This window comes from Acinetobacter sp. 766875 (genome assembly GCF_000582055.1).
In the GTDB taxonomy this organism is placed as follows: domain Bacteria; phylum Pseudomonadota; class Gammaproteobacteria; order Pseudomonadales; family Moraxellaceae; genus Acinetobacter; species Acinetobacter nosocomialis.
Genome location: NZ_JEXX01000013.1, coordinates 1 through 18,050 on the forward strand (window position 1 = coordinate 1; position 18,050 = coordinate 18,050).

At 38.5% G+C, this 18,050-nt stretch carries 18 protein-coding genes and 2 rRNA genes; 11 read left to right on the forward strand and 9 right to left on the reverse strand.

Annotated elements, in window-relative coordinates; all coding sequences use genetic code 11:
• From J576_RS11895 to cysK, 4 genes are all read left to right on the forward strand, one after another.
• Positions 1–208 (forward strand): 23S ribosomal RNA (locus J576_RS11895); the annotation flags it as partial.
• Between the two features lie 179 nt (positions 209–387).
• A 5S ribosomal RNA gene (gene rrf / locus J576_RS11900) occupies positions 388–502 on the forward strand.
• A gap of 200 nt (positions 503–702) precedes the next feature.
• Positions 703–1,245 carry a GNAT family N-acetyltransferase gene (locus J576_RS11905; RefSeq protein ID WP_002048924.1) on the forward strand — a complete coding sequence of 181 codons (543 nt, stop codon included), beginning with the start codon at positions 703–705 and terminating at the stop codon, positions 1,243–1,245.
• A gap of 151 nt (positions 1,246–1,396) precedes the next feature.
• Complete coding sequence (gene cysK, locus J576_RS11910; RefSeq protein ID WP_002048937.1) at positions 1,397–2,395, forward strand: cysteine synthase A; 999 nt, start codon at positions 1,397–1,399, stop codon at positions 2,393–2,395.
• Between the two features lie 52 nt (positions 2,396–2,447).
• Here cysK and J576_RS11915 read toward each other — a convergent pair whose 3' ends face one another.
• From J576_RS11915 to J576_RS11930, 4 genes are all read right to left on the reverse strand, one after another.
• Positions 2,448–3,029: a lytic transglycosylase domain-containing protein gene (locus tag J576_RS11915; RefSeq protein WP_025465618.1), complete on the reverse strand. Its 582-nt coding sequence runs from the start codon at positions 3,027–3,029 to the stop codon at positions 2,448–2,450.
• A gap of 307 nt (positions 3,030–3,336) precedes the next feature.
• Complete coding sequence (locus J576_RS11920; protein ID WP_002048955.1) at positions 3,337–3,570, reverse strand: DUF2798 domain-containing protein; 234 nt, start codon at positions 3,568–3,570, stop codon at positions 3,337–3,339.
• A 4-nt stretch (positions 3,571–3,574) separates the two neighbouring features.
• Positions 3,575–4,141 (reverse strand): flavodoxin family protein, encoded by a 567-nt coding sequence (locus J576_RS11925; RefSeq protein ID WP_002048904.1) that lies wholly within the window; start codon positions 4,139–4,141, stop codon positions 3,575–3,577.
• Positions 4,142–4,159: 18 nt separating this feature from the next.
• On the reverse strand, positions 4,160–4,645 hold the full coding sequence (locus J576_RS11930; protein ID WP_002048933.1) for a DUF2938 domain-containing protein: 486 nt from the start codon (positions 4,643–4,645) through the stop codon (positions 4,160–4,162).
• Between the two features lie 81 nt (positions 4,646–4,726).
• Between J576_RS11930 and J576_RS11935 the strand changes: the two genes are divergently transcribed.
• The 4 genes from J576_RS11935 to J576_RS11950 all read left to right on the forward strand — a co-directional run bounded on the left by J576_RS11935 (position 4,727) and on the right by J576_RS11950 (position 9,946).
• Positions 4,727–5,131, forward strand: a complete 405-nt coding sequence (locus tag J576_RS11935) for a helix-turn-helix domain-containing protein (protein WP_002048943.1) — start codon at positions 4,727–4,729, stop codon at positions 5,129–5,131.
• A 146-nt stretch (positions 5,132–5,277) separates the two neighbouring features.
• A complete protein-coding gene (locus J576_RS11940; protein ID WP_025467719.1) occupies positions 5,278–6,537 on the forward strand; it encodes an esterase-like activity of phytase family protein in 1,260 nt (419 codons plus the stop codon).
• A 215-nt stretch (positions 6,538–6,752) separates the two neighbouring features.
• On the forward strand, positions 6,753–9,131 hold the full coding sequence (locus J576_RS11945) for a YgiQ family radical SAM protein (RefSeq protein WP_002048940.1): 2,379 nt from the start codon (positions 6,753–6,755) through the stop codon (positions 9,129–9,131).
• Positions 9,132–9,445: 314 nt separating this feature from the next.
• Positions 9,446–9,946: a DUF2726 domain-containing protein gene (locus tag J576_RS11950; RefSeq protein WP_002048972.1), complete on the forward strand. Its 501-nt coding sequence runs from the start codon at positions 9,446–9,448 to the stop codon at positions 9,944–9,946.
• A 154-nt stretch (positions 9,947–10,100) separates the two neighbouring features.
• On the opposite strand, the gene J576_RS11955 is transcribed toward J576_RS11950, so the two are convergent.
• The 5 genes from J576_RS11955 to J576_RS11975 form a co-directional block, all read right to left on the reverse strand.
• The gene (locus J576_RS11955; RefSeq protein ID WP_002048958.1) at positions 10,101–10,454 is read right to left on the reverse strand and encodes a RidA family protein; all 354 of its coding nucleotides are present in this window, start codon (positions 10,452–10,454) and stop codon (positions 10,101–10,103) included.
• 321 nt (positions 10,455–10,775) lie between these two features.
• Positions 10,776–11,831, reverse strand: coding sequence for a DNA polymerase IV (gene dinB, locus J576_RS11960; RefSeq protein ID WP_002048935.1), 1,056 nt, complete (start codon positions 11,829–11,831; stop codon positions 10,776–10,778).
• 1 nt (position 11,832) lies between these two features.
• Positions 11,833–12,591 carry a glycoside hydrolase family 25 protein gene (locus J576_RS11965; protein WP_002048934.1) on the reverse strand — a complete coding sequence of 253 codons (759 nt, stop codon included), beginning with the start codon at positions 12,589–12,591 and terminating at the stop codon, positions 11,833–11,835.
• A 77-nt stretch (positions 12,592–12,668) separates the two neighbouring features.
• Positions 12,669–14,060 (reverse strand): multidrug transporter subunit MdtD, encoded by a 1,392-nt coding sequence (gene mdtD, locus J576_RS11970; RefSeq protein ID WP_002048895.1) that lies wholly within the window; start codon positions 14,058–14,060, stop codon positions 12,669–12,671.
• A gap of 168 nt (positions 14,061–14,228) precedes the next feature.
• Positions 14,229–14,852 carry an LOG family protein gene (locus J576_RS11975; RefSeq protein WP_002048930.1) on the reverse strand — a complete coding sequence of 208 codons (624 nt, stop codon included), beginning with the start codon at positions 14,850–14,852 and terminating at the stop codon, positions 14,229–14,231.
• Between the two features lie 326 nt (positions 14,853–15,178).
• On the opposite strand from J576_RS11975, the gene J576_RS11980 reads away from it, so the two are divergent.
• From J576_RS11980 to J576_RS11990, 3 genes are all read left to right on the forward strand, one after another.
• On the forward strand, positions 15,179–16,771 hold the full coding sequence (locus J576_RS11980; RefSeq protein ID WP_004710994.1) for a TerC family protein: 1,593 nt from the start codon (positions 15,179–15,181) through the stop codon (positions 16,769–16,771).
• 71 nt (positions 16,772–16,842) lie between these two features.
• The gene (locus tag J576_RS11985; protein WP_000194004.1) at positions 16,843–17,310 is read left to right on the forward strand and encodes a YchJ family protein; all 468 of its coding nucleotides are present in this window, start codon (positions 16,843–16,845) and stop codon (positions 17,308–17,310) included.
• Positions 17,311–17,355: 45 nt separating this feature from the next.
• A complete protein-coding gene (locus tag J576_RS11990) occupies positions 17,356–18,000 on the forward strand; it encodes a trimeric intracellular cation channel family protein (RefSeq protein WP_002048969.1) in 645 nt (214 codons plus the stop codon).
• Positions 18,001–18,050 lie beyond the last annotated feature (50 nt).

Consider the following 18,050-nt stretch of genomic DNA (forward strand, 5'->3'; position numbering starts at 1 on the left):
TGTGACGCCAGTCGCATCGCCGGGTAGCTATGTTCGGAAGGGATAACCGCTGAAAGCATCTAAGCGGGAAGCCTACCTCAAGATAAGATTTCCCTAGGAATTTATTCCTCTAAAGAGCCGTTCGAGACTAGGACGTTGATAGGTTGGATGTGGAAGCATAGTGATATGTGAAGCTGACCAATACTAATTGCTCGTGAGGCTTGACTATACAACACCCAAGCAGTTGTATATAAAGCATCAATCGATTCATAAATCTACAAACAAACTTGATTTAGTTATAACACTAGATAAAATGAACACAGTCAGATTCAATCAGCCCAGTCTGTAAAGATTTGGAAAACGCTTCGGCAGTCAATAAGACCAAAGCAAGTATCCATAAACAGTTGTGCTGGCGACCATAGCAAGAGTGAACCACCTGATCCCTTCCCGAACTCAGAAGTGAAACCTCTTAGCGCTGATGGTAGTGTGGGGTTACCCATGTGAGAGTAAGTCATCGCCAGCTCATTATTCTAAACACCCCCAACTAAAATTGGGGGTGTTTTTTATTGCGCGGAATAAAGTGAAAACACATAATCAAAAAATCAGATTTGCACGGTTGCCGTGCTTCAGAGATATAGGGTCTTAGTTCAATGTAATAAAAAACATTTCATAATATTCCAATCTTTGCTTAATCTATAAATAATTAAATTTGAGTTTTTATCTATGCAGTTCAAAATTATCGCAGCCCAAGATCTAGATAAAAATCAATGCAATCAAATTGCTGAATTGTGTTTTGCTGCTTTTGATGAAGATCCTTGGAGCCAATATACTTTCATGCAAAAAGCATTTCATGTCGTGGGTATATTAGATGATCAAATTGTTTCACATGCCTTATGGACGGATAGAGTTTTTACTATAAATGGTAGCTCCAATGTAAAAACTGCTTATGTAGAGTATGTGACTACTAATTACACGATGAGAGGTAAGGGGCTTGCATCACAATTACTAAAATATTTAGTTGAAGCATTAACTGATTTGGAATATGAACTTGCTGCATTACAACCAGAAGATGAAGCGTTTTATAAAAAATTAGGTTGGACTACTTGGTGGGGAGATTTGTACATCAAACAAGATACATCTACTTATCTGACTGATGACTATGAAATTATGCTATATTCTTTGAGTATCTCTATGAAAGATCTACTATTGCATCGCTCACAGGGCGATAGTATTTGCGCAGAATGGCGAGAGGGTGAGGTTTGGTAGTTAGAATGGTCTAATAATTTTATTATTTTTTTCTAAGTCTAATTTAGATGTAGTTGTCATTTTTTTATATTACTTAACTTTTTCTACTTTCCTGTTTATTAGACAAGCCTATAATGATTCAGAATCATTCCAAATCTAATAAGGATATAACATGTCTACCGACCAGCAATTTCCAACTCCCAACAATTTAGGTATCGCGGTATATTCCAATAATGCCGAAGCTATTGGTAATACACCTTTAGTACGTATTAACCGTTTGATTAAACCGGGCGCAACCGTATTAGCAAAAGTGGAAAGCCGTAACCCTGCATTTTCTGTGAAATGCCGTATTGGCGCGGCACTTATTGCAGATGCAGAGAAACGTGGTGTATTAAAAGAAGGTATGCATATTGTTGAGCCAACCAGTGGTAATACTGGTATTGCATTGGCGTTTGTTGCTGCGGCAAAAGGATATCCAATAACTTTAACTATGCCTGCAAGTATGAGCCTTGAGCGTAGAAAAGTACTGAAAGCTTTAGGTGCTAATTTGGTTTTAACTGAACCCGCAAAAGGTATGAAAGGTGCAGTTGATGAGGCTGTACGATTAGCAACTGAACAGCCAGATCTTTATTTCTTGCCACAACAATTTGAAAACCCAGCGAATCCACAAATTCATGTAGACACAACTGGTCCTGAAATTTGGCAAGCTACAGGTGGGCAAGTCGATATTTTAGTTGCGGGCGTCGGTACAGGCGGTACGATTACAGGTATTTCTCGTTACTTTGAACAGGTTCAAAATAAACCTTTGTATTCAGTAGCAGTTGAACCTGCTGAGTCTCCAATTATTACTCAAACCAAAAATGGTGAAAACATTACACCTGCACCACATAAAATTCAGGGAATTGGTGCGAACTTTATTCCAAAGAATCTTGATTTGGACCTTGTGGATGAAGTCTTACCAGTGAGTAGCGAAGAAGCAATTCAATGGGCGAGAAACTGTGCAACCCAAGAAGGTATTTTAGTGGGTATTTCAAGTGGCGCTGCCCTGGCTGCTGCTGCAAAAATTGCAGAACGTCCTGAAAATGCTGGTAAAACCATTGTTGTTATTCTGCCAGACAGTGGGGAGCGTTATTTGTCTTCTGTCTTATTTGAAGGTTTATTTGACGAATAAAATTAATCGCATAAAAAAGCCCATCCATTGATGGGCTTTTATTTAAGCTTATTTATAAGGCACTTTTTAAGTTTTTTTGATGGTGCTTAATAGATCGAGCATATTTTTTCGCTTTGTGGCGGGTCCAGAAGCTTCGCTCATATCCTGTTGGCCCAACATTATAATAGGCCGTGGCTTTGAACCAGCTATCTGCTGTTTGATAGTAATGATTTAAAATATAAGCACCACATTGGATATTTGTAGATTCATCATATAAATTACCAGCACAAGTTTGTTGCCAATAGCTTGGAATAATTTGAGTTAAACCAACAGCCCCAGTCGGAGAGCGGGCATTACTATTATAGTTCGACTCTTGTCTGATAACTGCCGCGAGTAAAAGTGGAGGAACATTATATTTGTCAGCACTTTGAATAATCATAGGAGATAATCTATTCGCTGTACTCGGTGGAACGGAATAAGCTTTTTGTAAACCAGATGATAGCTTATTTGAACGCCAAGTAAATGAGCCACTATTAGGGCCTAAGCTTGTACATCCTGTCATTATGATCATCAAGAAAATTATGAAAAATTTCAGACCAAGGATGTGTAATTGTGATGGTTCAAAACGATTTTGGGTTAAAGATGGGGTAAGCAAAATACAAAACCAATAATGAAGTTTTAAATAAAGTGATGGTATTTAGCCGTACTTATAGGATCAATATTAGTTCTGTTGCTCAGCACATCTAAAAAGTAAGAATTTTGTATAATTGAAATGAAAAAACCCCGACATCCTGTCGAGGTTCCTTCGTATTCAGCTTTATGTAGCTAACTCCTGTCAACTACCGCTTCCTGCGTTCTTATTCTTCTTCAATGAGACATCCTGTCTCTCTATGATTCATATATTATGAAATAATACTAAAGCTGAATATCCGCAAATCACCGCAAGTTTTGTAAGTTTTAACTTACAGACGTACTTTTTTAACATTCTTAAATACAAGGTCAACGAGTTTCTGGGCTACAGGAGCACAAATCAATACACTCGGAAAAGCCAGTATCCATGCAATAATCCAAGCTGATATCCACAATGAAACGAAGTAATGATTTAGTCCTACTACTTTAAAAGTTGAAATACCTGAAACGATAAAAGACATCATTCCCGATAAAATTAAGAGGAATAAAAGTTTCTGTGCTTTCATGGTTTTATATTCCTTGATAAGCACTTAAGGTCAATGCAAAATTTTCTCCAAACTGTTGAGCAGTTTTAATATCTCCTTCATCAAACCTATCGGCATTACTGCCATGTTCAGCCTGAGCCATTAAGCCTGACCATGAACCAAGACGATTGGCTGCTTGAATATAAGGAATACCGTGGTGTTGCTCGGGCAGAATCGGGTTGCCGACCCAGAGCATGCCGTGTTGCATACAAAAGGTAAAAATCGAAATTAGTGTCGATTGTTTATCACCAGCGGGAAGAGAGGAAACGGTAAATCCAGCTGCTAATTTTCCTTTAAAATTCTGCTTTTTCCATAATGGCCCTGTTGCATCCATGAGTTGTTTTAATTTGGAAGATACGCCACCTAAATAAGTAGGAGATCCCCAAATTAAGCCATCATATTGATTAAGAATTTCTGGGCTCTCGATAAGATCTTCAGCATTAAGTAAATCTACTTCAATATCTTGATGGCTTAAAATACCAGTTTGAATTTGCTGAGCAATAAATTGGGTATGTCCTTGGCGACTATAGTAAATAATGGCAACAGTTTTCATGATTATTTTCCTCTTTATCTAAATTTGAAATATTTTTGCAGTGAGATATAAACCACAGCCAAAGACACTATGGTTCAGTAAGCTTTTTAAGCAGTTCAGAAAAGGGTGCGGGGTTTTTGATGAAGCAAAACCACTACCCATGGCCGGTTGCATAATAAAAAAGGGAATTAGAACAGTGACTACACCAAAGATTAGTGCTGAGTAAAACTGAGGATGAATGAGCCAATCTGAGCCGATAATGAGAAGAAAGCTCAATGCAAAAATAATCCCGACACTATAATGAGCAATCCAGCCCAATAAATATTCACCCTTAATTTGAGGGCTTTGAGCGATAGATTGATGGATGAGTTTTCCTTGAACTATCCAACCTACCCAGCGTCCGAGAAAGGAAAAATTTAAGGTCGGGATCTTAAATATTTTTAGTATTAACAGCCATATATCCATAATAACTGTTGCACCAATACCAAGACATAAAGCTTGAAAGAACAATGTAGAGGTATTCATTTTTACACCTTGCTTTTATACGTATGAAACGTGATAAATTTATTGTGCAAGTTCAAGTTCACTTGAAGTCAAGAGGATGTTATGGATATTGGTGAAGTTTCTAAGAAGGCAAAAGTCACAACAGCTACGCTACGTTTTTATGAAGAGAAGGGGTTAATTAAGTCAATTGGGCGGCAAGGTTTACGTCGGCAGTATGGTAAGCAGGTACTTGATCAACTGGCACTTATTGCTTTAGGACGTGCTGCGGGATTTTCTTTAAATGAGATCGCTACTATGTTTGGACAAGATGGTAAGCCTGATCTTGATCGTCAGAAACTAAAAAATAAAGCTGAACAACTAGAGCAAATGGCAAAGCGATTACATTTTATTAGTCAAGGATTACAACATGCAGCTGTCTGTCCAGCCGAAAATCATATGGAATGCCCAACCTTTCAGAACTTTTTGAAAGCAGCAATTGCTGGAGAATATCAGCCAACAAAACTTTAATTCGTTATAGTGAAGACATTTAATTTATGTTTGTATTGAGCAGTGGGCTTGTCATATATTCGCCATAAAGATTTCATCTTTTTGAAGCAAAAACTTCATATAAGCTTGATTAAATTTGCTTAATTTTTTACCAAATGTATAAAATCATGAGCAAAAAAACTTTAGTCGCATTATTATGCTGTGCCAGTTTAGGATTGACGGCATGTAATGATGATAACGATCAAGAACAAACTTCACCTGCAGAAAACGTTACCGAACCAACTTTAATTTCTTTTGCCAAATTGCCTGTAGAAACCTATGCTGCTGGCCCAGACTCTGGTGCATATGTAAAAGGTGCAAATGGAATTTATCCGCCATTTAAAGGCCAGCCTGTACAAGGTTTTTCGGCTGCATTAAAAAATGAAGATGGTAGCTATATGGCAATGGCCGATAATGGTTTTGGTACCCAAGATAATTCTTCTGACTTTTTGCTTCGTATTTATAAATTAAAACCTGATTTTAAAACTAAAGCCAAAGGTACAGGGCAAGTTACTGTACAAAGCTTTATTCAATTGCGTGATCCAAACAAGTTAATTCCTTTTAATATCGTGAATGGTAACACGCCTGAGCGTTTATTAACGGGTGCTGATTTTGACCCAGAGTCAATGCAACGGACTAGCGATGGTACTTACTGGATTGGGGATGAGTTTGGCCCTTATTTACTTCATTTTTCAGCGGATGGTGTGTTATTAGATGCCCCAATTCCTTTACCAAATCCATTAAATCCGACTCAAGAATTACGTTCACCACAAAATCAGTTTAATAAAGCACAAATTAATTTTGTAGAGCCTTTGGTTCAGCAAAGTGGTGGTTTTGAAGGAATGGCAATTTCACCAGATGGACAGTATCTTTACCCGCTTATAGAAAAGCCAATTAAATCAATTCGGGAAACGGAAAGACAATTACTGATTTCTCAATTCGATATTAAGAAAAAAGCCTATACAGGAAAATATTATTGGTTCCAGCTAGATAGTAAGGCAACCAACATTGGAGATTTCCAACTCTTTAATGATAAAGAAGGCATTATTATTGAGCGTGATGCAACTCAGAATAATTTAGGCGGATATAAAAAATTAATTCGTATTAAATTGAATGAGTCAGGCCAGCTAGTAAGCCGTGAAGATTTAGTCGATTTAATTAAAATTGCTAACCCGAATATGTTGTATGGCACAGCAAGAGCAGGGGATATTGGTACGGGACAAGTTTTTGCTTTCCCGTTTGAAACCATTGAAGATGTGATTATTGAAAATGGCACAACGCTTACAGTACTAAATGACAATAACTTCCCAGGGTCGACTGGGCGTAACACAAAACTGGCTGATGATAATGAGATTATTCAAATTCGTTTGCCAAAAGCTTTGTTCTAATGCCTATAAATAAATTGTGTTAAGACTACGGCGGATTTTATTCCGCCGTATTTATTCCGAGAATAAAATATTGGATAAACTTTAATCAAATTAATTTCTATATTATTGTTTTCGTATGTTTTATAAACAAGGAAAATGAATGAAATTCATGTTAAAATGATCGGCTTTCATCTTTAGATGTCTCTCCTTCATCTGCTAGCCGAGATTCGCAAGCCATGTCTACCGCTTATACCATGCAAACTGCGCCAAAAGCGTTGTTTGATTACGACAAATATTGGGCGTCGTGTTTTGAACCAGCGCCATTTTTGCCGATGTCACGAGAAGAAATGGACCAACTCGGCTGGGATGCGTGTGACTTTATTTTAGTCTGTGGTGATGCTTATATTGACCACCCATCATTTGTATCGGGTGTGATTGGGCGTGTACTTGAAGCACAAGGTTTCCGTGTCGGAATTATTGCGCAGCCCGACTGGACCAACGTTGAAAGCTTCCGCGTTTTAGGTAAGCCAACGATTGCTTGGGGTGTAACCGCAGGTAATATGGATTCGATGATTAACCGTTATACGGCAGATCGTAAAATCCGTTCGGATGATGCTTATTCCCCAAATAATGAACCGAACAAACGTCCTGACCGTGCTGCAACAGTATATTGCCAACGTTGTCGTGAAGCTTTCCCAGATGTACCAGTATTATTAGGTGGGATTGAGGGCAGTTTACGTCGTATCGCGCACTATGATTATTGGTCAGACAAAGTCCGTCGTTCAATTTTGATGGATTCAAAAGCCGATATGCTTATGTATGGTAATGGTGAACGTGCCGTTATTGATGTGATGCACCGTTTGGCTAAAGGTGAAAAAATTCACGAGATTACAGATGTTCGTGGGACAGCATTTATTATTAATAAAAATAACAGAGCATCTAAAGCAAAATTTGTTGAAATTGCCAGTAATGATGTAGATACGATTGGGCGTGTTGATCCAATTATTAACCCTTATGTCATGACTGAAGATATTGATGGCTGTGAGGTTGAGAAAGAAAAAGGTAACTCTTTAGCTCAATATCAAAATTTCCAAAAAGAGATTGTTGCAAATCCGATTGTACGTGAAGGCGATAAACTAGATGACGACACTCAAATTGTTCAACTAAAGCCTGCGCAATCAAAAGCAATTAAACACAAATTACCACCACGAGAGTTGGCGGTCATTCGCTTACCTTCTTTTGAAGAAGTGGCAAATGATCAAGTGCTTTACGCGCATGCAAACCGTATTTTGCACCTTGAAACTAATCCCGGTAATGCTCGTGCATTGGTGCAACGCCATGGTGAACGTGATGTATGGATTAACCCACCTCCAATTCCTCTAACGACTGAGGAAATGGATTATGTGTTTGATTTACCTTATGCACGGTTGCCACATCCTACTTATGGTGATGCTCGTTTTCCTGCATTTGATATGATCAAATTCTCGGTCAACATTATGCGTGGCTGTTTTGGTGGTTGTACGTTCTGTTCAATTACAGAACATGAAGGTCGTATTATTCAAAACCGTTCGGAAGATTCAATCTTACGTGAGATTGAAAAAATCCGTGATACGGCACCAAATTTCACCGGCATTATTTCAGACTTAGGTGGCCCAACGGCAAATATGTACCGTTTGCACTGTAAAGACCCAGAAATTGAGAAGAACTGTCGTAAACCTTCTTGTGTTTATCCGGGCGTTTGTCAAAACTTGCATACCGATCATGCGCCATTAGTGCAGCTTTACCGTAAAGCGCGCGCAATTAAAGGTGTGAAGAAGATTCTGATTGGTTCAGGTTTACGTTATGACCTTGCAGTATTGAACCCTGAATATGTCAAAGAGTTGGTACAACATCACGTTGGTGGTTATTTAAAAATTGCTCCTGAACATACTGAGCAAGGCCCGTTATCTAAGATGATGAAACCGGGTATTGGTACGTATGATCGTTTTAAACAAATGTTTGATCGTTTCAGTAAAGAAGCAGGAAAAGAGCAATATCTAATTCCTTACTTTATTGCCGCGCATCCGGGTACTTCAGATTATGACATGATGCACCTTGCTATTTGGTTGAAAAAGAATGGTTTCCGTGCCGATCAAGTACAGACTTTCTATCCTTCACCAATGGCAACTGCAACAACGATGTATTATTCGGGTAAAAACCCGCTTGCTAAAGTCGCTCGCTATACTGAAAAAGTTGATATTGTAAAAGGTGAAAAACGCCGTCGTTTGCATAAAGCATTCTTACGTTACCATGACCCAAATAACTGGCCATTACTTCGTGAAGCCTTAAAAGAAATGGGCCGTGCCGATTTAATTGGTAATTCAAAGCAGCATTTAATTCCGACTTATCAGCCAAAAGGTACTGAAGGGGAATATAAATCTGCCCGTAAGAAAAATTCGTCTACAGCAGGTGACTCAGTTAAACGAAATAACCAGCAAACGAATAATCATTCAAATCACAAGCGTCCACAAAAAGGTCAGGTACTTACCCAACATACGGGTTTACCTCCTCGTGAAACAGGTGAGAAGAGACCATTTGGTGGCAAAAGTAAACCAAAATCCAAAGCTCGTGGATAATGATAAAAAAGGCTCTTAAACAGAGCCTTTTTTATTTTTGAAGAGGGGATTTAAATCGTATAGTGAGATTTTTGAGAATTTTTGACCTAAAAATTGTAATGAAAAATGATAAATTCTGAAAATCTGACGAACTGCACTTGATTGTTGCTGACTCTATGATTATAAATAATGTGAGGGTGGCTAAATTTAAGCCAAGCTTGATAACTACAAGTGAAATTACTAAGTGAACCTTTTAAAAAACGGCTATGTCGTTATCAATTAAAACAAAGCGTGATCTAGCAAAATCATTATAAAAAACTTAAAGGATTGGACCCATGTACTATTTAATTACGATCTTATTACTCTTTTTGACTGTCGTGATGGCAGTGAAAAGTCTCTCAAGAAAGCACCAACAAGACAGTGCTTTAAAGCGTCGCGCCGTGTTAAGTAGTCATGAACAAATGACACTAACCCGCTTACAAACAGTATTGCCTAAATTTACTGTATTAGCTCATGTTTCATTTGATGCCTTATTAACGACTAAATATGCTCATACTCGCCGCAAATATCAGAATATGACGGCTGACTTTGTTGTACTTGATCAAAATTATCAGGTTTTTGTGGTGGTTATGCTTGAGGAAAATGGGCTACGTCGAGCACATCAGCAATATGAGCGCCGTTTATTACAACTTGCAGGGTATCGTGTACTTCGTTATAGCAGTGTGCCTGATTATCATGACTTAAGAAGAGATTTATTAACTCCTGAATCTGAGATGGCAACTTTACCTGCCACACCTCAGTTAGAGAGAATTTCAAATGCTTTCGTGAAGTCTTAAAAGTTATAACTAGATGTTATAGCAATTTAATTTTAGGGCTCATTAAAGAAGATTTGAATAAAATGCTGAAATTAAAATTTCTAAAAACATAAAAAACTGAGCACTATCTTAATCAATATTGCTCAGTTTTTTTATTAATTAAAATCAAAGAGAATTAAGGAAGTACTGCAACGACAGTCATTTCTACCAGTACATCAGGTGCATAAAGTTTAGACTCCACACAAGTACGAGCAGGCGGATGCTCTTTGCTAATCCATGTATCCCATACAGCATTCATAGCCGCATAATCCGTTTCAATATCTTTTAGAAAAATCATGACAGAAAGAATATGACTCTTGTCCGTACCAGCTTCAGCAAGTAAGCGATCAATATTGTCTAAAGTTTGTTGGGTCTGCGCTGTAATGTCCACGCTGGTATCATCAGCGAGCTGTCCTGCTAAATGAACCAAATTACCCGAAATCGCCACTTCACAATATCTTGAAGTCACGTGTAAGCGTTTTACCGTCATAAAAATGCTCTAAAGTTTCTTTATGGAATAGTTCGATTTTATGAAGAGTTAGTAGGCAGGTGCAAGCAAGTGCAAAAGAATTTGGGTAGATTATTGTTGTGATTTATAAGGATGGGCAAGCTCCATGTACTTTAAGTGCCCTGTAATATTCGGATTTGGTCGTCGCGCCAATCACAGGACGATATGCCAAAAATAAAGGTTGTTTTTGACATGTTGCAAATACATGGGTAATGAATATGCGCTGATTAGATTACTTCAAACTTTGAGCAAAAGGGAATAGATTTTGTTTAAAAGTTGTTCTTTTGTATAAAAAAACAACACTTACCATAATGACAACTGAAAGTCGTCAGCTTTGGTCTGTAATTGATAAACTCCAATACCAATCAGCCGAAATTGGAAGTTTTCGGGAATATGCATCTCATTTAAAAGTAAGAATAAAACTTGAATGAGGTCTTGTTGAGAATGAATTGGGTTCTTAAAACTTTTACTGTGTTGGAGTGTCTGGAAATTTTTGAGTTTGAGCTTAATATTTACACCACGAGCATTAAGTTGCTTTTTCTCTAAGCTTTGCCAGACTTTTTCGGCTAGGCCATGCCAGTAGGGTTGGCACTGGGCTAAAGTAAAGTCACTATCAAATGTGGTTTCTTTTGAAATTTGCTGACGAGCACGTTCAGCTTGAACGGGCCGGTTATCGATGCCTTGAGCGTATAAATAAAGCTGTTGCCCATATTTACCAAAGTGGTGAACTAAAACAGCTTCTTCAATTTTTTGTAAGTCACCCAGCGTATGTAACTCAAGCTGTTGGAGTTTTTCTTGGGTAACTTTACCGACCCCCGGAATTTTTTTTAAGGGCAAGTCTTGAATGAAATTGGCCACCTGAGAGGGCTTTATCACAAACAGGCCATTCGGTTTATTCCAGTCGGACGCAACTTTTGCCAAGAATTTATTGGGTGCTACACCAGCCGAAGCTGTTAGTCCTGTTAGCCTGAAAATATCTTCCCGAATATGCATGGCCACTTCGGTCGCACTCGCGATTTGTTTTAAATTTTCAGTGACATCAAGGTATGCTTCATCTAAAGATAAAGGTTCAATAAGAGTAGTGTATTGTTGAAAAATGCTATGAATTTGAGCCGAGATAGCACGATATTTTTCAAAATTAGGTTCAATAATAACAACTTGAGGACATAGTTTTCTGGCTTGGCTCATAGACATAGCAGAGCGTAAGCCAAACTCACGGGCAGGGTAAGAAGCTGCCGCAATAACAGCGCGTGGATGATGTGAAGATATAACGACGGGCAGATGCTTTAGATCAGGACGTTCTCGCAATTCGACTGATGCATAAAAGGCATCCATATCGATATGAATGATTTTGCGCATATTATTGTGCTTTCACGATGCCTTGCTGCTGTAAAAATTGGTGCCATTCTTTGACTGAACCCTCATAAACATTTAAGTCTACTGGCTTGGTCATACCTTCAATTTTACCTTGATTACTATGTTGCCAAAAGAGCCATTTTCTTTTGTCTTTAAGCTCAGGTTTTCCTTCGTAATCTCTGACCCACAGAGGTGTATTAGGGAAACTACCTATTAATACAATGTGGTAAAAAGTTTTGGAAATATAAAAGATAGGCTGTTTACCATAATGCTGTTTTAAGCGGTCATGCATGATGCCTATTTCTTTAAGTAGTTGTTCTTTGGTGTGCGCATTAATACAGTTGCCGTCATATTCCAAATCAATAACAGGGGGAAGGGCATCGGTCTTGTTGGGCACAGTGGCAATAAAATTTTCAGCTTGTGTTTTACCATCACGGCATAAACGATAAAAATGATAAGCCCCGACATGAAATCCATGTTCGCGTGCTTTTAGCCAGTTTTCTTGAAATTTTGGGTCTTTATAATCACCGCCTTCAGTTGCTTTTAAATAAACAAATTGGAATTTTTTTGGGGATATTTTTTTCCAGTTGATATCTTCTTGATGATGAGAAATATCAAAGCCTTGAACAGTGTAATCTTGAGCGATTGCTTTTTGTTGGTAGAACAGACCGAAGTAAGTCAGAACCCCCATAACACAAGCTAAAACAATCCCAATTAGGGTATTGTAGCGTGGTGCAGAAAAGGTTTTTGCCAGCTTGGTCATGCAAAACTCAGTATTGATATGAAGCCCACATCATAGCGTGATTTAAGAAATATAAACCATGCTAAAAATGCAACTGCTTACACAGGTGTATTTTTTGGAATTTGCCAAAAGATAATCGCAGTAATGACATTAATACACCCTAAACAAATAAGGGTGACATGGAACGCTGTTGTTACATGGGCTGTACCATAGTAATTGGTAAATACATTGATGAGTGTACCTGCTAGCGCAACACCAATACTCATTGAAAGCATCATAATCATTGATAAGAAACTATTCCCACTACTCGCATCTTGCTGAGGCAAATCTTTTAAGGTGAGTGTATTCATTCCTACAAATTGTAATGAGTTTAATGTACCAAATAAGAAGAAGTGTAAAGCTCTAAACCAAGTTGGGGTGTCGACAGTCATAATTGCAAAAGACCCAATACATAGTCCCACTAAAGTTGTGTTAATTAACAGAAAACGACGATAACCCAGTTTCTGAATGATCGGTCTAACAATCGGCTTGGAGAAAAGCGAGCCTAACACTAGCGGAATCATCATTAATCCCGCAATGAATGGCTCAAAACCAAAAGCGACCTGTAGCATGAGTGGTAAAACAAAAGGTAGGGCATTACCACCAAAGCGGGCGAAGAAATTGCCTAAAATACCAATCGCATAAATTTTATTTCTAAAGAGACGGCTACGGAATAATGCATTTTGATGTGTATGTGAATGATAGGCATACCAAAGCGTTGCGATTACTCCCACCACTAACAGTGAAATACTGAACCATTTGGAGTATTCAGGCGAGGCAATATGTTCAATACCTAAAGACCAGCCAATCATTGCAACGACTAAGAGCACAAAACCAATAAGATCAAAGGATTTTACTGTAGGTTCTTTTACATTTGGCATGACTTTTAATGTCATTAATATACCGAGTATACCCATTGGAATATTAATAAGAAAAATCCAGTGCCATGTTGCAACTTCAACGAGCCAGCCTCCGAGTGTGGGACCTGCCAAAGGACCAAGTAAACCTGCCAGACTCATAAGACTCATGGCAGCTAGGAACTGAGTTCGGGGAATAATTTTTAAAAGTGATAAACGACCAACGGGGAGTAATAATGCCCCCCCAACACCCTGAATGACACGGAAAAATAAAAGTTCATTAAGGCTTTGAGAAAGACCACAACCTAAAGATGCAAGCGTAAAAATAACAATTGCTGATAAAAACGTATTTCTAACACCAAAGCGGTCTGCCAACCATCCACTTAAAGGAATACAGGCCGCCACAGATAAAACATAAGCTACCACCACGCTATGCATACGTAATGGATCTTCATTTAAATGATGTGCCATTGCAGGAATAGCTGTATTTACAATTGTTGTATCTAATGCCTGCATAAAAAAGCCAATGGAAACCAAAAGAACCAATAGGCGATATTCAGGTTGCAAAGCTTGATGAGTCGGCGTGGCATTCATAACATTTGAAAATTAACGTTTTCGCTTAGTGTAAAACAAATTGAAAGTAAAAAGAGTAAGGCAATGTTGAGTACCCCTTTACTAAATCTAATTGCTTTTGAAGGCAATCGTGAAAATAGTTAAAACAAAAAAAGCGGAAGAACCGCTTTTTTATTGAGATAGGAGAGTTTACACAACAAATCTTTTTGGCATTTTTAAATTTTTAATGACGTTATAAATTTGATCGATTTCTTCACATACAATTAATTTAGCTCGATGCTGAAGAGGGAGGAAGCCTTCTTGTACAGCATGGTCTAACTGAGCAATTAATGCATTATAAAAACCATTTACGTTATATAAAATCATAGGTTTTTGATGCTGATTGAGTTGACCCCACGTCGCAATTTCCAAAATTTCTTCGAATGTTCCCAAACCACCAGGTAGTGCGATAAAAGCACTCGCACGCTCTGCCATCATGGCTTTACGTTCATGCATGGTTGCGACTACATGCAGTTCGGTCAATCCTGCATGAGCCACTTCATAATCAAGCATAAATTCAGGAATGACACCTACAGCTTCTCCACCATGCGCAAGTACGCTTTCTGCAACTTGTCCCATTAGACCAATGCTGGCACCGCCGTAGACCAAACCAAAACCTTGTTCAGCAATTCCGCTGGCTAACTCAATTGCCTTTTCGCGATAAATCGGGTTATTTCCTGCTCGTGAGCCACAATATAATGCAATAAGAGGTTGTGTTGTTTTTACAGATGTTATTGGTGAATCATTTACTGCCATTGTTAATACGCTATTCATTGCTTTATTTTCACCTTATCACGTTCATATTTCTTGTCTACACTAAGCAAAAAATATGACAACTTTATAAGCAGTTTTATAGGAAAGATTCATGTTTTGTATGGGTTTGGTGAATACATATAATGATCAAATAAAAATGATGAATTTATGTTAAATCTTGCCTATACTGAAAATTCGTTTAACAACATATGAACAAATATGGGTAGTGGTTGTAGTCGCTCCGTTTTAATTTCTTGTCCTAAAAAAACATTATTCCCCTTTTGTCTAGGCACGCCTATTGTGTTGCCCAATAAAGATAAAATCCACCCAGCACAGGAGCAGGATCAATGATCTTTGAATGGATGTCTGATCCGTCTGCTTGGGTAGGCTTAGCTACATTAATTGTTCTTGAAATCGTACTAGGGATCGATAACCTCGTCTTTATTGCTATTTTGGCTGAAAAGTTACCGCCAGAACAACGTACTAAGGCACGTATAGTGGGTTTAATACTCGCTTTGGGAATGCGTCTTATTCTGTTAGCTTCAATTGCTTGGGTTGTGACACTCACCCAACCACTTTTCCATATTTTTGACCATCCATTCTCTGGCCGTGATTTGATCTTGTTATTCGGTGGTGTGTTCTTGTTATTTAAAGGCACCATGGAATTGCATGAGCGCATGGAAGGTAAACAGCTTCATAAAGAAGATAATCCAGTTCATGCTGCGTTCTGGATGGTGATTGTCCAGATTGTAGTGCTTGATGCCGTATTCTCACTAGACAGCGTAATTACTGCTGTAGGTATGGTCAAAGAGCTTTCAATCATGATGGTTGCTGTTGTGATTGCTGTAGGTATTATGCTGTGGGCTTCAAGACCACTCATGGACTTTGTAAATAAGCACCCAACAGTCGTTATTCTGTGTCTTGGCTTCTTAATGATGATTGGTTTCTCGTTGGTGGTGGAAGGTTTTGGTTTCCATATTCCGAAGGGTTACTTATATGCTGCGATTGGTTTCTCGATTTTAGTCGAAATGATCAACCAAACCATGCGTCGCAATCAAGAAAAGCTAGTGACGACTACAGATTTACGTTATCGCACAGCTTCTGCGGTTTTACGTATGTTAGGCAGTAAAAATAGCGGTTCTACTTCAGATGCCCAAACGGCTGATAAAGAAGATGTATTGGCTACTCAAGCTTTTGCCGATGAAGTCTTTGATGAAGAAAATGGTGCTTACCATAGTGTGCTTGTACAAGGCGTACTTGGGTTATCTGAACGCCCAGTAAAGTCGGTGATGACTCCACGACCTGAGCTTGAATGGATTGACTTAGACGATGAACCAGAAGTTTTAAAAGAACGTTTAATGTCGATGACACATTCACGTTTAATTGTTGCTCGTGGTGAACTTGATAATATTGAAGGTATCGCGCTTACGCATAAAGTTCTAAATGGCTTTATTGAAACAGGTGTTGTTGATTTTCAAAAGTACTTACGTGAGCCAGTCATTGTGCATGAAAATGCTCAAGTGCTTATGGTGATGGAACAATTGCGTCAGGCTCCTTTGCAAATGGCGATTGTTCTAAATGAATATGGTTCAATTGAAGGTATTGCGACACCAATTGATATTTTAGAAGCAATTGCGGGTGAGTTCCCTGATGAAGACGAACTAGATGCAGCAGCAGAAAGTTTAGAAGACGGTTCGTTAATACTTGAAGGTTCAACCGATATTCGTCATGTATCGCTTTTACTTGGTCGTGACTTAGTTGATGAAAGTGAACAATATTCTACTTTATCGGGTTATTTATTATTCCATTTAGGCCGTTTACCTGAAAATGGTGAAACTGTTGAAGCGGATGGTTATCGCTTTGAAGTTGTAACCATGGAAGGCCATAAAATCGAGAAAGTTCATATTGTTTCTATCGAACAAGATGAATCGAAAGATTAAATTGCGTGTCAGATTTAGAAACATCATAAAATAGCTCAACTTTGAGCTATTTTTTATTTGAGAAGTACCAAATGACCCAACAAACTTGTCCATGCGGAAAAGGCAGCTATGCAGAATGTTGTGAACCTTTACATTTAGGCACAACAAAAGCACTCACCGCAGAGCAGCTTATGCGTTCACGTTATAGTGCATTTGCATTGCAGCAAATTGATTATATTGTGCAAACGACGGCTTTAGGTCAGCAAACTGCTCTTGATAAAGAGGCTATTGCGGAATGGAGCAAACAAAATCAATGGTTGGGTTTAGAGGTGGTTAACGCCAACGAAAAATTAGATAAAACCCATGCACAGGTAGAGTTCAAGGCCCATTATCATGATGGTAAAAGCGCTCAAATTCATCATGAAGTTTCACATTTTGTATTTCATCAGCAACAATGGTTTTTCCTTGATCCGACGGTCGATATGCAGGTCACCATGAAACAACCTTGTATATGTGGTTCAGGAAAAAAATTTAAGCAATGCTGTGCACAATTCCTATAACTTTATCTTAAAATACGCCCACCGTTTGGCCTGAGGGAAAGGGCAATGTTACTCACCGTTATTTATATTATTGCGATTACTGCCGAAGCCATGACTGGTGCATTATCTGCTGGGCGACGGAGTATGGACTGGTTCGGTGTTGTACTGATTGCCTGTGTGACGGCCTTGGGTGGTGGTTCTGTACGTGATGTACTACTTGGACATTATCCCTTAACGTGGGTAAAGCATCCTGAATATTTAGTTTTAACGTGTTGTGCTGCTTTTGTTACCATCATTATTGCCAAGTGGATGCGCCATTTACATAACATTTTCTTGGTGCTTGATGCTTTAGGTTTGATTGGATTTACCATTATTGGTTGCCAGATTGCCTTACAAATGGGACATGGCTTTGTCGTGTCGGCTGTAGCAGGCGTTTTAACGGGAGTATCTGGCGGTATTTTACGTGACATCTTATGTAACGATGTCCCGTTTGTTTTCCGCCGTGAGCTCTATGCAAGTATTTCTTTTGTTGCCGTTATTTGCTATTGGGTCTGTCTAGACTTAGGTTTAAGTCTAGAACTTACTGTTATTTCAACCTTGGTATTTGGTTTTACGCTTCGTTTAATTGCCATTTATTTTGGTTTGGAAATGCCTAAATTTATTTATAAAGATGATGATGCAGAGTCTGCTTCTTCAACCGACGAACATTAATCATGCAGAACTTCATGTGGGCATGATATAACAATTCTATATATGGTCTT